Source organism: Nonomuraea sp. NPDC023979, from assembly GCF_040639085.1.
Classification (GTDB): Bacteria; Actinomycetota; Actinomycetes; order Streptosporangiales; family Streptosporangiaceae; genus Nonomuraea; species Nonomuraea ceibae.
The window spans coordinates 1-17772 of record NZ_JBEZZG010000034.1; the positions used below are offsets into that span (position 1 = coordinate 1).

The following is a 17772-nucleotide window of genomic DNA, read 5'->3' on the forward strand; positions in this document are numbered from 1 at the left end:
CAGTTCTGTCGTCACAAACGGATCTTGAACGCCCTCGCTTCATGTCCGCAGCCGAACAGCTGATCTCCACCCCTTGGAATCAATCATCTAGGCGGCCACGGGCTCGCGCGGCACGTACTCGTTCTCCAGGTCGGCCGCGTAGACGGCGCGGCAGCAGGTCGCGCACCGGTACATGATCGGGCCCTCGTCGAGCTCGCTGTGGCAGCGCGGGCAGCGGGTGCTGTTCATCTCATCCCCCTAGGGTTCTCTTCTCCATGGAACCTTCGGCGCATTGCAAAGGTCCTGCAGCTCGCTTGCTCGGACGCAGAGGGAGCGGAGAAGAACATTGTTACGTTCCGCTGCCCCGAACGCGCGCCGGGACACGAGGAATCCCCCGGGAATAGCCCAACAGGACTAGGCGTTGCATGGACAGCGACGTGTGATACGTTGCCCCCAGCGTTGAGCTTCAAGCTCCGCTGATCTCACCGCCCCCTCTTCGCGGGGCCGGTCTTCTCATTTCCCGCCGGCGTTCTCCTTCGTTCGGCGCACCCTCAAGGGGTTCACCATGTCTGTTCACAAGGGCCTTCTCGACGTACGGGAAAAGGCCGCCCACATCCGCATCGACCACCTGCCCGGCCCCGGCGACCTGCGCCTGAGCCCGGCCCAGATCCAGCAGTACGGCCTGCGTCCCGGCGACCACGTCGTCGCCGAGGCGTCGGGCGGCAAGCTCGTCAGCGTCGAGACCGTCAACGGCCACGCCGACTGGCGGAACCGGCCGCGTTTCGCCGAGCTGACCCCCGTACACCCGCAGGAGCGTCTCCACCTGGAGACCGAATCGCTCAGCACCCGGGTCATCGACCTGTTCGCGCCCATCGGCAAGGGCCAGCGCGGGCTCATCGTCGCCCCGCCCAAGGCCGGCAAGACGATGGTCCTCCAGGCGCTCGCCGACGCGGTCACGCGCAACCACCCCGAGGTCCACCTCATGACGCTGCTCGTCGGTGAGCGGCCCGAGGAGGTCACCGACATGCGCGCCACGGTGCGCGGCGAGATCTTCTCCTCCACCTTCGACCACCCCGACCGCGACCACACCGCGATCGCCGAGCTCGCCATCGAACGCGCCAAGCGCCTGGTCGAGGCCGGTCAGGACGTCGTGCTGCTGCTCGACTCGCTGACCCGGCTGGCCCGCGCCTACAACAACCTGGCGCCCGGTGGCGGCAAGACCCTCACCGGCGGCCTCGACGCCGCCGCGCTCTACCCGCCCAAGCGCTTCTTCGGCGCCGCCCGCAACGTCGAGGGCGGCGGCTCGCTGACCATCCTCGCCACCACGCTCGTCGAGACCGGCTCGCGGATGGACGACAGCCTGTACGAGGAGTTCAAGGGCACCGGCAACATGGAGCTGCACCTGGCCCGCGACCTGGCCGAGCGGCGCCTCTACCCGGCCGTCAACCTGGACGCCTCCGGCACCCGCCGCGAGGAGATCCTGCTGCCCGACCGCGAGCGGCAGATCGTATGGCGGCTGCGCCGCAGCCTGAGCGGCCTGGACCGGCAGCAGGCGATGGAGATGCTCGTCGGCAAGCTGCGCGACACCCCCTCCAACGCGGCGTTCCTGACCTCGGCCACAATGGCCTGATGCTGGCTGACATCGTCGGACACCTGGCCTGCCCGGTCTGCCGGGAGCCGGTGCGGCTCGACGCCGACGCGCTGCGGTGCGCACGGGGACACTCCTTCGACGTGGCCAAGCAGGGCTACGTGAGCCTGCTGGTCGGCTCCCGCCCGCCGGGGACCGCCGACAGCGCGGAGATGGTCGCGGCGCGTTCGAGCTTCCTCGAAGCGGGGCATTACGCGCCGCTCGCCAGGGCGCTCGGTGGGAGCGTTCTCAGTCATACCGAATCGTTCTCACACTTGCCTGACGGAGAGGCCGCGAAGGCGTACGGTAGTGCCGAAATGGGTTCCGGCCCGGCACCGCAAGCGCTTGCGGACCGGCCGGTGATCGTTGACGCCGGTGCGGGGACCGGCTATTACCTTTCGGCGGTGCTCACGGCTGCGGGGCGTGGCGTTGGGATGGCCTTCGATGTGTCCAAACATGCTGTACGGCGAGCCGCGCGGGCGCATCCCCGGGCGGGGGCGTTCGTGGCGGACGTCTGGCGCACGCTGCCCATCCGCGACGGAGCCGCCGATGTGGTGATCAACGTGTTCGCGCCGCGCAACGGGCCGGAGTTCCGCCGGATCCTGCGGCCGGGCGGGGCGGTCGTGGTCGTGACGCCGACGGGCGGCCACCTGAGCCCGCTGGTCGAGGAGCTGGGGCTGCTCTCCGTCGACGCCGACAAGGAGCGGCGGGTGGCCCGGAGCCTGGAGGGGTTCACCGAGACCGCGCGGCAGGAGGTCGCGTTCGAGATGGAGCTGGGGCCGGCCGACGTGCTCCAGGTCGTGGGGATGGGGCCGAGCGCGTGGCACACGGGGACGGCGGAGCTGGAGGAGAGAATTTCGAGCTATTTCTCCCCCAGAGTCACGAAAAAGCGGGGAAAAGTAGTCGTGAACGCGGCGTTTTCTCTATCTACCTTCGAAGTGACACCTTACGCAAGACCCGTTCCTTGACGGATGAGTGGGACAGGTGTTACTGATGGGGCATTTAGTCCGAAATTCCCCCATATTCCCGGAGTATTTCCGCGACACAGGCGTAATACTGGACGGCAACCCGCGCCGGGACGGCACGGGCCACAGAGGGAGGGGGCTCGCCGGATGAAGGCGGAGGAACGCTGGCAGGCCAGGTTCCGCGCGTCGCGCATGTCGCTGCCCACCTGGGCCCGACGAGCGCCGAGCCGCTCCATCTACCGCTCCAACGTCACCGGCACCTGGGAGGTCTACGCCTGGGACCGGGCGACCGGCGCCACCCGCCAGGTCACCGAACGCCCCGGCGGCACCTCCTACGCCGCCATCGACCCCAACGGCCAATGGGTCTACTGGTTCGCCGACACCGACGGCGACGAATTCGGCCGATGGTTCCGCCAGCCGTTCTCCGGCGGCCCCGCCGAGCCCGTCGCCCCCGACCTGCCGCCCGGCCAGCCCGGCGGCATCGCGCTGTCCACCACCGGTCTCGTCGCGCTCACCCTCGCCAGCGAAGGCGCCTTCCGCATCCACCTGGCCCGCGCCGGCGAGCCCAGCCGCCTGCTGTACGAGCACCCCGACGCCGCCTGGGTGACCGACATGTCGCTCGACGGCGAACTCATCGCCATCAACCACGGCGAATACGGCGGCTTCCGCCACCCCGCGCTCCGCGTCATCCGCCAGAACGGCGCCACCGTGAGCGAGCTCTACGACGGCCCCGGCAAAGGCATCCACGGCCTCACCTTCGCCCCCGTGCCCGGCGACCGCCGCCTGCTCGCCCTCCACGAACGCCGCAACCGCCACGAACCCCTCGTCTGGGACCCCGTCACCGGCGAACAGCGCGAGATCTGGCTGAAGGACTCCGGCGACCTCACCGCCGACTGGTACCACGACGGCCGCGGCCTGCTCATCCTGCGCGGCGACCGCGCCCGCAGCCACCTGCACCGCTACGACCTCGCCGGCGGCGGCCTCACCCTCATCGACACACCCCACGGCGTCATCGACGACGCCATCCCCCGCCCCGGCGGGCACGTCGAATACTCCTGGTCCAGCGCCTCCCGGCCGCCCGTCATCCGCTCCAGCACCGGCCAGGTCGTGATGAACGCCGGCGGCCCCGCCGCCCCGCCCAGCGTCCCCGTCGAAGACCTCGACGTCGACGGCCCCGGCGGACGCATCCACGCCCTCGTCAACCGGCCCGAGACCGGCTCCGCGCCGTTCCCCGCCGTCTTCATGCTCCACGGCGGGCCCGCCGAACACGACCAGGACTCCTTCTCCCCCGAGGTCGCCGCCTGGGTCGACGCCGGCTTCGCCGTCATCCGCGTCAACTACCGCGGCTCCACCGGCTACGGCTCCGCCTGGCGCGACGCCCTCCGCCTCGACGTCGGCCACATCGAACTCGCCGACGTCGCCGCCGTCCGCCAGTACGTCGCCGCCCGCGGCATCGCCGACCCCGACCGCATCCTCCTGTCGGGCACCGGCTGGGGCGGCTACCTCACGCTCCTCGGCCTCGGCACCCAGCCCGGCCTCTGGGCCGCCGGCATCGCCGCCCTGCCCATCGCCTGCCACCAGACGGCCTACGAGGACGAGGGCGAGAGCCTGCGCGCCTACCACCGCGCGCTGCTCGGCGGCTCCCCCGACGAACAGCCGGAGCGCTACGCCGCCAGCTCGCCCATCACGTACGTCGACCAGGTCAAGAGCCCGGTGCTCATCCTCGCCTGCGAGGACGACATGCGCAGCCCGCTCCGGCAGGTGCGCATGTACGTCGACCAGCTCGCCGAACGCGGCTGCGAGCACGAGCTGTACACGTACAGCTCCGTCCGCGGCACCCTCGTCGTCGCCGAGCGCATCACCCAGATGGCCCTGCAGCTCGACTTCGCCCGCAAACACCTCCACGTCCCCTGACGGAAGCGGGCGCCCTCTTGGGAAGGGAGCTCCCTGGGGCGCCTTCGGGACAGAGCGCCCCCAGGCCGAATGCCCCTGAGGCGGGACATCCCGTCTGTCCGCTTCCCAGGAGCGTCCCCTCGGGTGGGTGGGGAGCCAACACGGTGGGAGCGGCCCTCCCCTTAAGGGTGGGGCGCTCCGGAGTGGGGCTCCCTGGAAGGTGCGTCAGCGGGCGCGGAGGACGAGGATGGCGAGGTCGTCCGCGCTGGGCCCGGCGGCGAAGTCGGCGGCGCCGCGGCGGATGCGTTCGGCGACGGCGCGGGCCGACAGGCCGGCGCATTCGGCGAGCATCTTGGCCAGGCCGCCGTCGTCGTCGAGGAGCCGCCCGCCGGAGCGTCGTTCGGTGACGCCGTCGGTGACGGCGAGCAGGACGTCGCCCGGGTCGAGGTGGATGGTGTCGGCCTCGAAGACGACCTCGGGGAAGACGCCGAGCAGCGACTGTGGCGTGGTCACGCCCTCGACGACGCCGTTGGGCTTGAGGCGCAGCGCCTCGGGGTGCCCGGCGGAGACCAGCCGCACCTCCAGCCCCTTGTCGGCGGGCGAGATGTCGCCGTGCAGCAGCGTCAGGAACCGGGCCCGTTCGCCCTCTTCGAGGATGGCCTGGTTGAGCCGCCCGAGCACGGCGGCGACGCCGTAGCCTTCGCGGGCCAGCAGCCGGAGGGTGTGGCGGGCCAGGCCGGTGACGGCGGCGGCCTCGGGCCCGGTGCCGCAGACGTCGCCGATCGCGAACCGCCAGGAGTCGTCGCCGGCCTTGAACAGGTCGTAGAAGTCGCCGCCGACCTCGTTGACCTCGCCGGCGGGCTCGTACACGACGCCGTAGTCGAGGCCGGGCACCTCGGGCTCGTTGGGCGGGAGGAGGCTGCGCTGCAGGGCGCGGTTGGCGGCGGCCTGCTGGGCGTAGACGCGCGCGTTGTCCATGGCGAGCGCGGCCCGCCTGCCGATGTCCTCGGCGAGCTGGATGACCTCGTCGGGGAAGCGGTCGGCGCGGCCGAGGCACATGACGCCGAGGCTGCGCCCGCGGGCGGTCAGCGGGACGGCGAGCACGTTGGCGTCGGGCAGGTGGAAGGTGGAGGTGGCGCGGGAGCCGACGGCGGTGACGTCCATCTCGTCGAGCTGTTCGCGCAGGGCGTCGATGCGGGCCTCGTCGGCGTGCCACAGGTAGACCAGGCGCTGCGGCCCGGCCTCGCTCTCGGCGGTGTAGACGCCGCACCAGCTGCTCAGGCGCGGCACCACGATCTGGGCGATGATGGCGGGCACCATGTCGGGGTCGAGGGTGCCGGCGAGCAGGTCGCTCGCGTCGGCGAGGAAGCCGAGCCAGTGGGGGCCGCGGGAGGTCTGCTCCAGCCATTCGGAGGACTCTGCGCCCTTTGCGCCGGGTAGCGTGAGCCTAGCCCAATGGACACGGGAATCGCCCGCGAAGGTGATCCCCCACTCTTCGACGGTGACGGAGGGAGCTTTCGGATCGCCCGATGATGTGCTTCGCTGCTTCAACTCGACCTGGACAGCGCCGCCCAGGTGCTTCCAGATAACCTCGAACGGTTCGTCGACCACCTGCTCGGCGAGATCGCCCGCGACCTGCTCGGCGATGTGGAGCATGCCTCCGGTGGCCCACGCGGTCATCACCTCGCGCGTGAACCTCATCGCGTCCGTCACGGCCGTCTCGCCTGGTGCGAAGGTCGCGGCGAGCACCGCATGGGGAGAAGCAGTCATCCGTACGTGCCTACCACACTTCCCGCTGACTTGGGGTAAATCCAAGGACAGGACTACGAGCTACTCATCGTGACAGACTTGAATCACTCGCCGGAGTCACCGGTGGGTGAAGGAGGCCCCATGACAACGGCCAAGGCCGCGCCAAGTCCTGAGGAGAGGACCTATACCGAGTCGGATCTCGTGCCGATCCTGGAGACGTTGTTCTCCTGGCGTGACGGCGACTTCCGGCGGCGGGTCCCGTACGCGCCCCCGGGGATCCTCAGCGAGGTGCGGTTGCTGCTCAACGAGGTCGCGGACCGTCGCGAGCACCTCGCCAACGAGCTGGTCCGGGTGCGCAAGGAAGTTGTCAAGGAGGGCCGGTTCGGCGAGCGGCTGACGCCCGGGCCGGGCGTGGGGGCCTGGGCGGAGAGCGTCGAGTCGGTCAACATGCTGATCGACGCGCTGGTGAGCCCGGTGAGCGGGGCGGCCGACGTCATCGACGCGGTGGCCAAGGGTGACCTGTCGCGCCGGATCGATCTCGACCGGTCGGCCCGGGGCGAGGTGCGCCGCCTGGGCAAGGCGATCAACGGCATGGTCGACCAGCTCGCGTTGTTCAACTCCGAGGTGACGAGGGTCGCGCGGGAGGCCGGCACCGAGGGCCGGCTGGGCGGCAGCGCCAATCTGCGCGGCATGTCCGGGAGCTGGCGTGACCTCACCGAGGCGGTCAACACGATGTCGTCCCGCGTGGCCGCGCAGGTGCGTGACATCGCGGTGGTGACGACGGCGGTGGCCAAGGGCGACCTGAGCCGCAAGGTCACGGTCGACGCCGTGGGCGAGATGTTCGAGTTGAAGAACACCGTCAACACGATGGTCGACCAGCTTTCGGGCTTCGCCGAGGAGGTGACCCGGGTGGCCCGCGAGGTGGGCACCGAGGGGCAGCTAGGCGGTCAGGCGCAGGTGACGGGCGTGTCCGGGGTCTGGAAGGACCTGACGGAGAACGTCAACTCGATGGCCAACAACCTCACCTACCAGGTGCGCAGCATCGCGACCGTGGCGACGGCGGTGGCGCAGGGCAACCTGTCGAAGAAGATCACCGTTGACGCGCAGGGCGAGATCCTGCAGCTCAAGGACACCCTCAACACGATGGTCGACCAGCTCTCGTCGTTCGCCGACGAGGTGACCCGGGTGGCCCGCGAGGTGGGCACCGAGGGCAAGCTGGGCGGGCGCGCCGAGGTGAAGGGCGTGTCGGGCGTCTGGAAGGACCTCACCGACAACGTCAACTCGATGGCCAACAACCTCACCTACCAGGTGCGTAACATCGCCCAGGTGACGACGGCCGTGGCCAACGGCGACCTCACCCGCAAGATCGACGTCGACGCCCAGGGCGAGATCCTGGAGCTCAAGTCGACCATGAACACGATGGTCGACCAGCTGTCCTCGTTCGCCTCCGAGGTGACCCGCGTGGCGCGCGAGGTCGGCACGGAGGGCCAGCTCGGCGGCCAGGCGCAGGTGCGCGGCGTGTCGGGCGTGTGGAAGGACCTCACCGACAACGTCAACTCGATGGCCAACAACCTGACCTCTCAGGTGCGGCAGATCGCGGCGGTGTCGTCGGCGGTGGCGCAGGGCAACCTGTCGAAGAAGATCACCGTCGATGCGCAGGGCGAGATCCTGCAGCTCAAGGACACCCTCAACACGATGGTCGACCAGCTCTCGTCGTTCGCCGACGAGGTGACCCGGGTGGCCCGCGAGGTCGGCACCCAGGGACAGCTCGGCGGCCAGGCGCGGGTGGGCGGCGTGTCGGGCGTCTGGAAGGACCTCACCGACAACGTCAACTTCATGGCCAACAACCTGACCTCGCAGGTGCGTAACATCGCCGAGGTCACCACCGCGGTCGCCAACGGCGACCTCACCCGCAAGATCGACGTCGACGCCCAGGGCGAGATCCTGGCCCTGAAGACCACCATCAACCGGATGGTCGACCAGCTCTCGTCGTTCGCCTCCGAGGTGACCCGGGTGGCCCGCGAGGTGGGCTCGGAGGGGCAGCTCGGCGGCCAGGCCCGGGTCGAGGGCGTCGAGGGCACCTGGAAGCGGCTCACCGAGAGCGTCAACGAGCTGGCGGGCAACCTCACCACGCAGGTGCGCGCCATCGCCACCGTCACCAGCGCCGTGGCGCGCGGCGACCTGACCCGGTCGATCGCCGTCGAGGCGCAGGGCGAGCTGGCGGAGCTGAAGGACAACATCAACTCGATGGTGGCCAACCTCCGCGAGACCACCCAGGCCAACCAGGAGCAGGACTGGCTCAAGTCCAACCTGGCCCGCATCTCCCGGCTCATGCAGGGCCACCGTGACCTGTTCGAGGTGGCCAAGCTGACGATGAGCGAGCTGACGCCGCTGGTGTCGGCCCGCTACGGCGCCTTCTACGGCGTCGACCCCGAGGGCGAGCACGAGCTGCTGCTGATCGGCGGCTACGGGGTGCGGCCGGATCGTGGTCCGCGCCAGCGGTTCGCGTTCGGCGAGGGCATCGTCGGGCAGGCCGCCGCCGAAGGGCGCCACATCATCCTCGACGACGTGCCGCCGAAGTTCATCACGATCGACAGCGGGCTCAGTCAGTCGACGCCGGCGCAGATCGTGGTGCTGCCGGTCCTGTTCGAGAGCCGCGTGCTCGGTGTGCTGGAGCTGGCCTCGTTCACGCCGTTCGGCGAGGTGCACCTCGACTTCCTGACGCAGCTCGTGGAGACGATCGGCGTCACGATGAACACCATCATCGCCAACTCGCGCACCGAGGACCTGCTGACCGAGTCGCAGCGGCTGACGCGCGAGCTGCAGGAACGCTCCGACGAGCTGCAGCGCCAGCAGGAGGAGCTGCGCCGGTCCAACGCCGAGCTGGAGGACAAGGCGGCGCTGCTGGCCAAGCAGAACCGCGCCATCGAGATCCAGAACTTCCAGATCGAGCAGGCCCGCCGCACCCTGGAGGAGCGCGCCGAGCAGCTCGCGGTGTCCTCGCGCTACAAGAACGAGTTCCTCGCCAACATGTCGCACGAGCTGCGCACGCCGCTCAACAGCCTGCTCGTGCTGGCCAAGCTGCTGACGGAGAACGCCGAGGGCAACCTGACGTCGCAGCAGGTCGAGTTCGCCCGGACGATCCACGGCGCCGGGTCGGCGCTGCTCCAGCTCATCAACGACATGCTCGACCTGTCCAAGGTCGAGGCGGGCCGGATGGACATCCACCCGATACAGGTGTCGCTGCCGAAGATGGTCGACCTGCTGGAGGCCGCGTTCGCGCCGCTGGCGGCCGACAAGGGGCTGGCGTTCGCCGTCGACGTCGACCCGGACGTGCCGCAGGAGCTGCGCGCCGACGAGCAGCGCCTGCAGCAGGTGCTGCGCAACCTGCTGTCCAACGCGGTCAAGTTCACCCCGAAGGGCGAGGTCAAGCTGCGGGTGGCGCCCGCGCCGACCGACGTCGACTTCGACGACGAGACCCTGCACGCCGCGCCCGACCTGCTCGCCTTCCAGGTGATCGACACCGGCATCGGCATCGCGCCCGACAAGCGCGAGGTCATCTTCGAGGCGTTCCGGCAGGCCGACGGCACCACCAGCCGCAAGTACGGCGGCACCGGCCTGGGCCTGGCCATCTGCCGCGACATCGCCCGCCTGCTGGGCGGCGAGATCCACGTCGACAGCGAGCTCGGCAAGGGCAGCACGTTCACCCTCTACCTGCCGGCCTCCTACACGGGCCCGCTGGCCGCGACCGACGGCGGCGCCCCGCGCAGGCAGCTCATGACCGCCTCGATCGAGGAGCCCGAGTCGACCTCGCCAGAGCCGCCGCTGCCGCTCGACCTGCCGCTGCCCGAGCTGGTGGAGGCCCCGGTCGAGACCAGCCAGTGGCAGGGCGAGGACCCGCTGAACGGCGCCAAGATCCTCATCGTCGACGACGACATCCGCAACGTGTTCGCGCTGACCAGCGTGCTCGAACGGCACGGCTCCACGGTCGTCTACGCTGAAAACGGTCGTGAGGGGATCGAGCAGCTCGAACGGAACGAGGACGTCGCACTCGTGCTGATGGACATCATGATGCCGGAAATGGACGGGTGGGCCACCACCTCGGCCATCCGGCGCATGCCGCAGTTCGCCGACCTGCCGATCATCGCGCTCACGGCCAAGGTCATGCGCGGCGACCGGGAGAAGAGCATCGCCTCCGGCGCCTCCGACTACGTGCCCAAGCCGGTCGACGTCGACCGCCTGCTCGAACGGCTGCGCGGCTGGCTGAGCCGCGGCCGCGCCGCCGCACCCGAATCCTCCTCCCCGGAAGGGTCGTGATCCATGGCGGATCGGGCCAAGATCCTGCTGGTCGACGACCGCGAGGAGAACCTCATCGCGCTCGAGGCCATCCTCAGCTCGCTCGACCTGGTGCCGGTACGCGCCAGGTCGGGTGAGGAGGCGCTCAAGGCGCTGCTCAACACCGAGTTCGCGCTCATCCTGCTCGACGTGCGGATGCCCGGCATGGACGGGTTCGAGACCGCCGCGCACATCAAGCGGCGGGAGCGCACCCGTAACATCCCGATCATCTTCCTGACGGTGGTCGACAGCGCGCCCGATTACGCCTTCCGCAGCTACGCGGCGGGCGCGGTCGACTATCTGACCAAGCCGTTCGACCCGTGGGTGCTGCGGGCCAAGGTGTCGGTGTTCGCCGAGCTGTACAACATGCACAAGCGACTGGCCGAGCAGGCGTCGATGCTGCGTGAGCGGCTGGCCGGCGAGCTGCCGCCGGACACCCCCGACGGGAGCGTCCTGCCGGAGCTCTCCCGCCGCCTGACGGCCGTCGAGGACGAGCTGGCCCGGGTGCGGGAGCTGGCCCGCAAGGCCCAGGACCCCACGCTGGCCGGGCCGCTGAGCGACCTCGCCGAGCGCGTCCTCCACCTGCGCGCCGGCTTCGACGCCCTGTCCTGACCCACCCGACCTGCCCGTCGCGGCCCGTACGCCTGCCCGATCGGGCCGTACGGGCCGGACGGCGGCGTGCTGGTCGTCAGCTTCCCCTGGACGCCGCAGACGTGAGACCTCCACGCCCGTCCTACCGGGCTCTTCCCGACAGCAACGCCGCCCAGATCACCCGAGCTTCGTTGGCCGGCCAGCGCGGAGTCTCGTGGATCTCCGGTGTGCCATCGAGTTGCACGGTCCTCCGGATGAACGCCTGTCCCCCGCCCGGGCACAGCTCGTAGACCGTGGCCCGGCACACGCACGTCCAAGCCATCGGTCGTATCCGTTCCAGCGTCCGGTACGGCGTCCGCCAGTCGAGTCGGATGTGGCCCCGCTGGGCCATGGCCACGTGCGGGCTGAGGCACTCACCCTCCAGCGCGATCACGAAGGGCTCTCCACGACCGGCTGCACCAGCCGGCGGGTTTCCTGGAGTTCGGTGCAGCGCAGTGCGACGGCCCGCGCCACTGTGTCCGGGTTGCCGGTGCCGTAGACCCGGTAGAGGCGCCGACCGGTCTTCTCCGAGTTCTGCCCGGTCCACCACCGATACCAGTGGCCATCAGTCCATACGATGAGGTCCGCCCACACCGACACCAGTGCGATGCCCTCCCCATCGTGGACATCGCCGGCGACGCCGAGATCACGCAGGGCCGACGCCAACCGCTCAGCAGAAGCCGTCCAGGGCGGAAGACAGACGGAGCCGTCGACCGCGCCTCTGACGATCGGTGTTCCGGGTGGCGATTCCATTGCTCCCACCTGATCAGTCGGCCTCCCCAAGCCCCTGCGGGATAGCCTGGATGGGCTTGTCCGTGCTGGTAGCAACGCTAGGAACCATGCGGATGCCGCAGAACTGACCGGAAGTACGAGTACCGACGGCGGTGACCACCTGTGATGACCTCTCGTGGAGCGACAACCATGACCGGGGGTCGGGGTAATGGCGACCATGCCCGCGAAGGCCGCATCTCCGGCTACGCACTCAAGATCATTCGCGAGTCGGCAGGACTCACTCAGGAGCGGTTCGCCGAGCGTATGGCCGTCGACATCACGACGATTCAGGGGTGGGAGTCCGGACGCCGCCCGCTGATGGCGATCTCCACAGGTGCTTACCTGTCGCTACGGCATGCACTGTTGCGGCTCGGCGCACAATTCCGGTTGCTGATGCAACTCGACATGGCCCTTGAGGCGGACCGGTTCGTCGGTTACGTGCTCAGCGCCAAGGCCGACAAGCCCTCAGCCGTAGACCATCCGCTCGCATCATGGGTGATCACGCGTCCGTTCACCGATCTCGTGGCATGGCCGTTCACGGCAACCGTCCCATCCGGCCTGGCCGGAGCGGCACGAATGACCGGCCGCCGCGGGCCGGTCGCCACAGCCCCCTCTCTGCTGCCGGATGAGCGTGCGCACTTCTTCACGCATCTGCGAGCCGCAACCGAGAATGCCGACGCCGACAGGGTGGACGGCATGCTGCTCCGCCGCCAGGCGCATTACGTGGCCGGGTTCGACGACGGCGATGACACCCCTGACTGGCTCGCGACCATGCAGCGCGCCGAGGAACGCCGGACGCGCCGAGCTGACCAGTGGACGCCGTCATGGGCGGTCCTACGGTCCGGAGCCCATTCCCTGGCACGCTTCGGCGACCGCGAAGCCTTGCAGCACTTCATCCGGACGCGCCTGGCCGAGGAGGTCTGTGAGATCGCCAATCTCAACTACTGGGCCTACTGGCTCGGCGAGGTCAGCGAGCCGCAGTCAGCGGACACCTTCATGGTCGAGCTGGACCCGCACGCCTGGCGCGGGACCGAGCTGCTGCGGCACCTGGTCGGCAAGCTGTACTCCACCAACCCTTACGTCGACGTGGTCGCGCACACGCTGTGGGCGCTGGTCATGTTGCGCCCGTCGACACTGGACCCGCACACCGCCGACGATCTCAGGCAGGCCGCTACGCGCACGCTGGAGGAGGACACCGTGTCGGTGCAGTCGCAGCGGGAACTTGAGGCGATCATCTACGCTCTGCGCATGATCCACCGAGGATGAGAAGGGACTTCCATGGCGGAGGAACTGGCCAGGGTGACCGGTCTGCTGTACGAGATCGGCCTGCTCAAGCGGTACAAGCGCACCGGATGGCTGGTCGCGGGTGTCCAGGCCCCCGAGAGCATCGCCGACCACTCCTTCCGTACCGCGATCATCGCTGCCGTGATCACTGCCATGGAGGGCGGCAACCCTGAACGCGCGGCGTTCATGAGCCTGTTCCACGACACCCAGGAGACGCGCGTCACCGACATCCCCTACATCGGCAAGCGCTACCTGAAGGCCGTCTCGAACGAGCAGGTCACCTCCGACCAGATGCGCGGTGTCCCCGAGGCCGTGGCCCGGGTGGTCAGCGGCGCGGTCGGCGAGTATGAGGACAGGACCAGCCTGGAGGCCATCTGCGCCCGGGACGCCGACAAGCTGGAGTGCCTGATCCAGGCGATCGAGTATCGCGAGCAGGGGCATCAGAACGTACAACCGTGGATCGACAGCTCCCTTGCCGCCCTCACGACCGCATCCGCCAAGTGCCTGGCCGACGAGGCTCTCCGCACCGGCTCCCTGGAATGGATGGTGCGCGTCCTCGGCGAGGACCAAGACGCCCGATAACTCCTGGGGCATCGCAGGCCCGGGAGTCGGTCGGCTTTGATGCCCCCGCCAGAACTTCCGACGTGGGCAGGCTGGGGTTGTGGGTCAGTGGCGGGCGCGTTCGAGGGCGTCCCAGAAGCCGCGGCGCAGGGCGTGGCGGACCTCGTCGTGCAGGAGGAAGTCGATGGGCAGCGACGAGCCCTGCAGCAGCCGGGCCTCCAGGTCGGAGGGCATACGCGGTTTGCGGGCGAGGACGGCTTCGAGCCAGAGGGCCGGGGCGTCGCGGGCGACCGACTCGCCGAAGTCGTGGCCCTCGCGGTGGGCGGACTTGACCGCGTCGGCGAGCGTCGTGGCTCCGGCCGTGGCGGCCGACGGGGGTGACACCGGGGCGGCCTGGGGGCCGGTGTAGGAGGTGCCGAGCTGCGACGGGTAGGTGCCGGCGCTGGACGGCGAGGAGAACTGGCCGGTCGTCGGCGACTGCTGCTGCGGTTGCTGTTGCTGCTGGGGGACGGGGCCGGTGGCCGGGGCGGGTGACGGCGACGCCGGGGCCGGGTCGGCCTGGAAGGTGTAGGTGGGCAGCGCGGGCGGCGGCTGGGCGCGGCCCGGCGACGACCCCGAGGACGGCTGGGGCGACGGCTGGGCGGGCGGTGGGGTGCTCGGGCCGGGCTGCGGGACGGCGTGGCTGCCGGTGCTGGTGGGGGCCGACGGCAGCGACGGCGGCAGCGCGGCGGCCGGGAGCGAGTGGGCGCCCTGGCCGTTGCCGAGCGGCTGGTGGTGGTGGCCGTTGGACGCCTCGGTCGCGCCGGTGACGAGCGTGACGTACGGGCGCAGGTGGGCGCCGCCGAGCTCGATGAGGTCGTCGCTCTCCTGCCGGAGCGTGCGCGAGACGGCCCAGCTCGCGGAGCTGGCCTCGGCGGCGATGTTGACGACGGTGACGCGGATGCCGAGGTCCTGGGCGTCGCACACGACCTGGGTCAGGTCCTCGTCGCCGCTGACCACGACCGCGTCGCAGATGGCGTTGTTGCGGGCCAGGGTCATCAGGTCGCGGTGCACCTGGGCGTCGACGCCCTCGCGGCGGCCCGGCCGGATGCGCGACAGTCTGAGCTTGAGGCCGGGGATGTCGGCGAGCGCGTCGTGCTCGGGGGTGTGCCGGCCCTCGACCGTCGCCTCGTACCAGTAGCAGCGCAGCAGCGGCAGGCCGGTGCGTTCGCGCGACAGGCTCGACATGAGCTGCAACAGCCCCGGATAGTCCCAGGAGACGGCTTCGCGATGGCGAGTCCCATGCACGGCCATCGCCCCGTCAGCCAGCAGATAGCCGGCGTCCACGAACAGCGCGCAGCGATCCACTGACACGGCCCCTTTCCTGGTGGTCCGACTTGCTGGCTCCGCACCGTGAGAGCCGGACTCGGCGGCCCTGTCCCAGGGTAATGAAAGCAAGTGATCGCGCGAGGGTTAATCCCGACGATTCGCCCCGCCGCCGACGTTATGCCTGACCAACAAGCCGCACGGTACCATTTTGTCCCGTTATTGGTCACGGCTCTGCGCGCACGCTCACGGCCGCGACCCCGAACATCACCGCGTCCCGCTCCGAGGCGATCGACACCCACGGCCGCGACCCGAGCCGCCCGGTGATCGTGTCCACGTCGACCCCGAACGTCATCCCGCCGGCCCCGCCGGACGAGCCGTCGAAGACGTTGTCCCGGTCGCGGTCGCCGCCCGACGGCGTGAGCGGACCCGTGCCGAGCGACACCTTGTCCCCCTTCAGGTCGGCGTCGCCCTCCCAGACGACGACCTGCGCCCTGGCGTCGGCGGCCCCGCGTCCCAGCCCGCCGAGCGGCATCCGTACGAGATCGTGCTCGCCGCCGACCACGGCGGCGCTGTCGAGGACGACGGCCCTGCTGTACGGGACGTCCGGGGCGGAGACGACGACCACCAGGCTCCAGCCGGCATGCCCGGGCAGGTCCGCGCGCGGGGCGGCGGCCCACCACGTGCCGGACCTGTTGACGGCGTTGACGAGGCTGGTGACCTCGGCGAACGCCTGGTAGGCGGGGCCTGACGGCAGCTCCGCCCAGTCGACGTGGGTCGGCCGGATCTCCACGTAACGCTTGCGGCCCGGGGCCCTGAGCCTGACGGGCGCGACCTCCTGGGGTTCGCCGGCCTCCGGGGCGCCCGCCGACCAGTAGAGGCCCGCCCAGACGGCGCGGGCGCCCTTGGGCAGGGCGAGCCGGGCCGCGCTGGAGACGGGCGTGTCAGGCTCGTCGTCCTGGTCCTGCGGGCGCATCGGCCACAGGTCGTTGTCGCGCTGGTCGCCGTGGCGTCGCCGGGCCATCGCGCAGTCGTCGTGGCCGTCCGGGCAGTCGACGAACGAGTTGCCCGTGGCCCGTACGGCGACCTTGCCGTCCGCGGCGAACCTGGCGGGGGCCCCGGAGGCGCGTACGCCCGCAGCCGACTCGGCGCGCGCTCGGAGCGGGCCCGCCTCGACCCTGAGCGTGGGCCCCTCGCCGCCGGGGGCGGCGGAGGCGACCTGGACGCGCAGGAACACCGCCGTGGCCTCGCCCGCCCCGAGGGGTCGCCTGGCGCACCGGACGCCGCGCCCAGCCAGCCGGCAGGACCAGCCGTCGACCGCGCCGACGGGGGCGGCCCGGCCGTGCGTGGCGGGGGACGTGCGCGTCGAGGAGGTGACGCCGGAGGGCCGGGCGCCCGGGGGCACGGGGGTGACGCCCGGCGGGAGGTCGATGGCGGCGTAGACCGGGGCGGTCGCCTTCTTGCCGGTGTTGCGCAGGCGCATGGCGACGATGCCGGGGCGGTCGCGGACCAGGGCGCCCATGGCGCTGATCGTGGCCGTCAGGCGGGCCTTGGCGGGGGTTCCGGCAGGCGGGCCGGCGGATTCGCGGGCGGGGACGCGCGACGGCGGGGCCGGGACGCGCGACGGCGGGGCGGGGCGCGGCCGGGACGACGGCGGCTCGGCGTGCGACGGCTCGATGGGCAGCGGCTGGGAGACCGGCGCGGTATCGGGCCGGTCGGCGGAGACGAGGGCGAAGGCGGCGGCGACGGCCATGACGGTGAGCGCCCCGGTGGCGACCACGACGTGCTGGCGGCCGGGCAGGGCGCGGACCCAGGCGAGGGTGCGGCGGACGCGGAGCCTGACGGGCGAGGACATGGCGGCGACGTAGCCGCCGGCGGCGGGGCCGAGCAGGAGCGGCGCGACGACGGTGCGCAGGGCGCGGCGCACGTCGGTCAGCTCGGCGAGGACGGTCCGGCAGGCGTCGCAGCCGCGTACGTGCTCGTCGACGGGCTTGGACTCGCGCCTGGTCAGCCCGCCCTTGACGTACGCGCCGAGCTTTCCTAGCACCGGGCGGCACTCCAGGGGCGGCGAGGCGGTGAGCCGGGTCTGCAGGTAGGCCTGGCGCAGGCCCTCGCGGGCGCGGTAGGCGAGCGCGGCCGCGCCGTTGGCCGACAGCCCGAGCAGCGGCGCGACCTCGGCGGGCCGGGCGCCCTCGACCTCGACGTGCCACAGGACGGCCCGCCAGCGCTCGGGCAGCGACTGGTAGGCGACGGCGGCCGGGGCGCGCACGGGCTCGTCGTCCGCCGTCTCGGGGCCGGTGGACAGGCGGGTGCGGTGGTCGGCGGTGCGCCGGACGACGGTGAGGAGGTGGGTGCGGAAGGCGGCCTCGGGGCCGTCGCCTCGGCCCATCACGTCGAGAACGCGGGTGAACGCCTCGGCCACCACGTCCTCGGCCTCGTCGTCGGGCACCAGCCGGCGGGCCAGGACGCGGGCGGCGGCGACGTGGCGTTCGTAGAGCCGGCCGTATGCGGTGGCGTCGCCTCCTCGGACGGCTTGGATGAGTTCTGCGTCGCTCTGGGATGTTTCGGCACTCATAGTGACCTCACGGTTACGAACCGTTGCCCTGGGAGTCATTCCGCACCCACCCCCGTGGTTAAACCGATCGCGTGTCTTTGCCTGCGTCAGGCTCCCGG

The 17772-nt window shown here is 70.9% G+C and carries 12 protein-coding genes; 7 read left to right on the forward strand and 5 right to left on the reverse strand.

The window, feature by feature from the left end:
* Positions 1-87 precede the first annotated feature (87 nt).
* Positions 88-228: a hypothetical protein gene (locus AB0G11_RS39180; RefSeq protein WP_219498993.1), complete on the reverse strand. Its 141-nt coding sequence runs from the start codon at positions 226-228 to the stop codon at positions 88-90.
* A gap of 316 nt (positions 229-544) precedes the next feature.
* On the opposite strand from AB0G11_RS39180, the gene rho reads away from it, so the two are divergent.
* The 3 genes from rho to AB0G11_RS39195 all read left to right on the forward strand — a co-directional run bounded on the left by rho (position 545) and on the right by AB0G11_RS39195 (position 4485).
* On the forward strand, positions 545-1609 hold the full coding sequence (rho, locus tag AB0G11_RS39185; RefSeq protein ID WP_357591708.1) for a transcription termination factor Rho: 1065 nt from the start codon (positions 545-547) through the stop codon (positions 1607-1609).
* On the forward strand, positions 1609-2574 hold the full coding sequence (locus AB0G11_RS39190; protein WP_357591710.1) for a putative RNA methyltransferase: 966 nt from the start codon (positions 1609-1611) through the stop codon (positions 2572-2574). Before rho ends, AB0G11_RS39190 begins: the two co-directional genes overlap by 1 nt.
* Before the next feature lie 144 nt (positions 2575-2718).
* A complete protein-coding gene (locus AB0G11_RS39195; RefSeq protein ID WP_357591712.1) occupies positions 2719-4485 on the forward strand; it encodes a prolyl oligopeptidase family serine peptidase in 1767 nt (588 codons plus the stop codon).
* Between the two features lie 204 nt (positions 4486-4689).
* On the opposite strand, the gene AB0G11_RS39200 is transcribed toward AB0G11_RS39195, so the two are convergent.
* The gene (locus AB0G11_RS39200; protein ID WP_246643607.1) at positions 4690-6234 is read right to left on the reverse strand and encodes a GAF domain-containing SpoIIE family protein phosphatase; all 1545 of its coding nucleotides are present in this window, start codon (positions 6232-6234) and stop codon (positions 4690-4692) included.
* Positions 6235-6354: 120 nt separating this feature from the next.
* On the opposite strand from AB0G11_RS39200, the gene AB0G11_RS39205 reads away from it, so the two are divergent.
* Both AB0G11_RS39205 and AB0G11_RS39210 read left to right on the forward strand, forming a co-directional pair.
* A complete protein-coding gene (locus tag AB0G11_RS39205; RefSeq protein ID WP_219498985.1) occupies positions 6355-10530 on the forward strand; it encodes a HAMP domain-containing protein in 4176 nt (1391 codons plus the stop codon).
* A gap of 3 nt (positions 10531-10533) precedes the next feature.
* Positions 10534-11160 carry a response regulator gene (locus tag AB0G11_RS39210; RefSeq protein ID WP_219498983.1) on the forward strand — a complete coding sequence of 209 codons (627 nt, stop codon included), beginning with the start codon at positions 10534-10536 and terminating at the stop codon, positions 11158-11160.
* Between the two features lie 408 nt (positions 11161-11568).
* Here the strand turns inward: AB0G11_RS39210 and AB0G11_RS39215 are convergent, their stop codons facing one another.
* Positions 11569-11931: a hypothetical protein gene (locus AB0G11_RS39215; protein WP_357591714.1), complete on the reverse strand. Its 363-nt coding sequence runs from the start codon at positions 11929-11931 to the stop codon at positions 11569-11571.
* Positions 11932-12099: 168 nt separating this feature from the next.
* On the opposite strand from AB0G11_RS39215, the gene AB0G11_RS39220 reads away from it, so the two are divergent.
* Positions 12100-13215, forward strand: a complete 1116-nt coding sequence (locus tag AB0G11_RS39220; protein ID WP_357591716.1) for a helix-turn-helix domain-containing protein — start codon at positions 12100-12102, stop codon at positions 13213-13215.
* Positions 13216-13227: 12 nt separating this feature from the next.
* Complete coding sequence (locus tag AB0G11_RS39225) at positions 13228-13815, forward strand: HD domain-containing protein (protein ID WP_357591718.1); 588 nt, start codon at positions 13228-13230, stop codon at positions 13813-13815.
* An 84-nt stretch (positions 13816-13899) separates the two neighbouring features.
* Here the strand turns inward: AB0G11_RS39225 and AB0G11_RS39230 are convergent, their stop codons facing one another.
* Positions 13900-15141, reverse strand: a complete 1242-nt coding sequence (locus AB0G11_RS39230) for an NYN domain-containing protein (protein WP_357591807.1) — start codon at positions 15139-15141, stop codon at positions 13900-13902.
* A gap of 184 nt (positions 15142-15325) precedes the next feature.
* On the reverse strand, positions 15326-17674 hold the full coding sequence (locus AB0G11_RS39235) for a sigma-70 family RNA polymerase sigma factor (RefSeq protein WP_357591720.1): 2349 nt from the start codon (positions 17672-17674) through the stop codon (positions 15326-15328).
* Between the last annotated feature and the right edge of the window lie 98 nt (positions 17675-17772).